General features: G+C 62.0%; 1 protein-coding gene. It reads left to right on the forward strand.

Annotated elements, in window-relative coordinates:
• Positions 1-261 precede the first annotated feature (261 nt).
• Positions 262-3,264, forward strand: coding sequence for a chemotaxis protein CheB (locus ACOYNV_RS26765; RefSeq protein WP_422902866.1), 3,003 nt, complete (start codon positions 262-264; stop codon positions 3,262-3,264).
• Positions 3,265-3,417 lie beyond the last annotated feature (153 nt).

Consider the following 3,417-nt stretch of genomic DNA (forward strand, 5'->3'; position numbering starts at 1 on the left):
GACCCGGAATCCAGAGGTGCACCACTGGATTCCGGGTCAAGCCCGGAATGACGGCTGTTCTTTGGGATGACGAATGTTTTTAGGAATGACGGGCTGCTGGTGAGCTGCAAGCCTTATGAACCGGCGGTCTGCGAGTAGTCTGCCTGAACAGTGGCGTATTCATTGAGCCTTCAGGTTGATACCTTGTAGATGACCTGTTGATGCGGCTTGCAGGGGTGGTTGCAATTCAATCAAGCGCGCCAGACCGGCGCTGGGGAGTGAATGATGACGAGCAGTATGGAATCGAACGAGGACCAGCCCCGATCCGAGGCAACGCCGGAGCTATCCGCGGCAGCGGATGCGGCGCCTGAATCCGCTCCGGCGGCCCGCTTCCCGATTGTCGGCATCGGCGCCTCGGCCGGCGGGCTGGAGGCCTTCGAGCAATTCTTTCGCGCCCTGCCGGCAGATAGCGGCCTGGCCTACGTGCTGATTCCTCATCTCGATCCGAGCCACGCCAGCATCCTGACCGAAATTCTGCAACGCAGCACGACAATGCCGGTGCACGAGGCGCAGGACCAGATGGCCGTGAACCCCGACCATGTGTACATCATTCCGCCCAATCGCGACATGGCCATCTTCCACGGCATACTGCAGCTCTCGGTGCCGCAGATGCCGCGCGGCCAGCGCTTGCCGATCGACGCCTTTCTGCGCTCGCTGGCCGAAGACCAGGGCGAGCGGGCCATCGGCATCATCCTCTCCGGCACTGGCACCGACGGTACCCTGGGCTTGCGCGCCATCTTCGGCGCCGGCGGCGTCACCCTGGTCCAGGAGCCGGGCACGGCGAAATACGACGGCATGCCGAACAGTGCCATCCAGGCCGGCTACGCCGCGCAGGTGCTGCCCGCGGAGAAGATGCCGGCGGCCTTGCTGGCCATGGCACAGAAGGGCTTCGAGCGCAGTGCGGCGCTGCTCCCCGCGCTGCCGACGCCGTTGCAGCTTTCGCTGGCCGGCATGAACCGGCTGCTGATGCAAATCCGTTCGGCCACCGGCCACGATTTTTCGCTCAACAAGAAGACCACCATCGGTCGCCGTATCGAGCGCCGGATGGCGCAGCACGATCTGACCGACACCGACGTCTATAGCCGCTACCTGAAGGAAAATCCGGCCGAACTGCAGGTCCTGTTCAAGGAGCTGCTGATCAACGTCACCAGTTTCTTTCGCGATCCGGAGGCCTTCGTCGCCCTCAAGGAGGAGATACTGCCGCAACTGCTGGCCGGCAAGCCCGAGGGCTACGTGTTCCGCGTCTGGGTGGCCGGCTGCGCCAGTGGCGAAGAGGCCTTCTCGATCGCCATCGTGCTGCGCGAGTTGATGGACGAGTCGCTGGTTGGCCATCAGCCGACGTTCCAGGTTCAACTCTACGCCACCGACCTCGACGATGACGCCATCGCCAGCGCACGTTCCGGCCTCTATCCGCCCAACATCGCCGCCGACCTGACGCCGGAGCGGCTGCGCCGTTTCTTCACCAAGGAAGATGCCGGCTACCGGGTGAAAAAGGAAATCCGCGAGATGGTGGTCTTCGCCATCCAGAACGTCATCGAAGATCCACCCTTCACCCGGCTTGATCTGCTCAGTTGCCGCAACCTGATGATCTATCTGGAGCCGGAGTTGCAGAATCGTCTGATTCCGACCTTCCACTACGCCCTGAAACCGGGCGGCGTGCTCTTCCTGTCGTCATCGGAAAGCATCGGCAACCATACCCAGCTATTCACTGCCATGAACCGCAAGTGGAAGTTCTACCGCGCCGAGCACTCGACCACTTCCACGCGCAACCTGATGCACAGCGGCCTGTCCTGGGCGGCGACCAGCGGCCGGGTGACGGACGAAGCGGCAAAACTGGGCAAGGAGACCAATTTCGCCGAGCTCACCAAGCGCGTGCTGCTGCAGGCTTACGCGCCGGCCTCGGTGGTCGCCGACAACAAGGGCAACATCCTTTACGTCTACGGCGATACCGGTAAATATTTGCGCCCGGCGCCCGGCCAGGCCAGCCTCAACCTGGTGGACATGGCGCGCGAAGGCCTGCCGCTGGAACTGCGCAATGCGCTGCTGGCCGCCGCCAGCCAGAGCATGCCGACCCTCGGGCGGGAACTGCTGGTGAAGACCAACGGCGATTTTCAGACGGTCAGCCTCAGCGTGCGCCCACTGGCCGATCCGGCCAGCCAGGGACTGCTGCTGGTCAGTTTTCAGGACGTGGCTTCGGCGCCAAAACCGCTACCGGCCGGAACGTCCCGCCGCAAGCGCGCCACGGCTCCGGCCGAGCCGAGCCGCATCGAGGCGCTGGAGCGCGACCTGGCGTACACGCAGGAAACCCTGAAAGTCACCATCGAAGACCAGCAGGCCACCAACGAGGAACTCAAGTCGGGTAACGAGGAACTGCAATCGACCAACGAGGAGTTGCAGTCCACCAACGAGGAACTGGAGACCTCACGCGAGGAACTGCAATCGATCAACGAGGAACTGATCACCGTCAACGCCGAACTGCAAAGCAAGATCGAGCAACTGGCCGGCATGCAGAACGACATGAAGAACCTGCTCGACAACATCAATAGCGGCACCATTTTTCTCGATCAGAACCTGCTCATCCGGCGCTTCACGCGCCAGGCAAAACTGGTCTATCGCCTGGTGAGCACCGATGTCGGCCGGCCACTGGCCGACATCCGCTCGTACCTGGAAACTGATGAGACGCTGGTCCAGGCCCAGAGCGTGCTCGATTCGCTGGTGCCGTGGGAAGGCGAACTGCATACCAGTAGCGGCACCTGGTTCCTGGCGCGCATCCAGCCCTACCGCACGCTGGAAAACGTCATCGAAGGCGTGGTCCTGACCTTTACCGAAATCACCAAGCGGCTCAAGGCCGAGGCCATGCAGGCGGCAGGGGAACTGGCCGAAGCCATCGTCGATACCGTGCGCGAACCGCTGGTCGTACTCGATGGCGCTTTTCAGGTGATCTCTGCCAGCCGTTCGTTCTACAGCCGCTTCCAGGTCTTGCCGGAAGAAACCCAGGGTCGCCTGATCTTCGATCTGGGCAACGGCCAGTGGAACATTCCCGGCCTGCGCGAGTTGCTGGAGAGCGTCAGCATGCACAACAAGACGTTCGATAAATTCGTGGTGGAGCACGACTTTCCGCTCATCGGCCGGCGCCGGCTCCTGCTCAACGCCCGCCGCATCGTCGGCAAGCTCGGTACCACCCAGCTCGTCCTGCTGGCAATGGAAGAGGTGCCGACCGCGTAAATTTGTTCGAACCATCCGCCCCCCCCCCCCCCGTCATTCCGGCGAAGGCCGGAATCCAGTTCGTTCATCTGATCAAGATGTTGAACTAAAAACCTCAGTCTATCCACGAAAATCACGAAAGACACGAACAAAATCAAGAGCTTGATTCTTTTC

It is taken from the genome of Propionivibrio sp. (assembly GCF_049316945.1).
GTDB lineage: Bacteria > Pseudomonadota > Gammaproteobacteria > Burkholderiales > Rhodocyclaceae > Propionivibrio.

Excerpts from the sequence above, each read along its gene's own strand:
- ACOYNV_RS26765 (WP_422902866.1), top strand. The coding sequence starts at position 262 with ATGATGACGAGCAGTATGGAATCGAACGAGGACCAGCCCCGATCCGAG.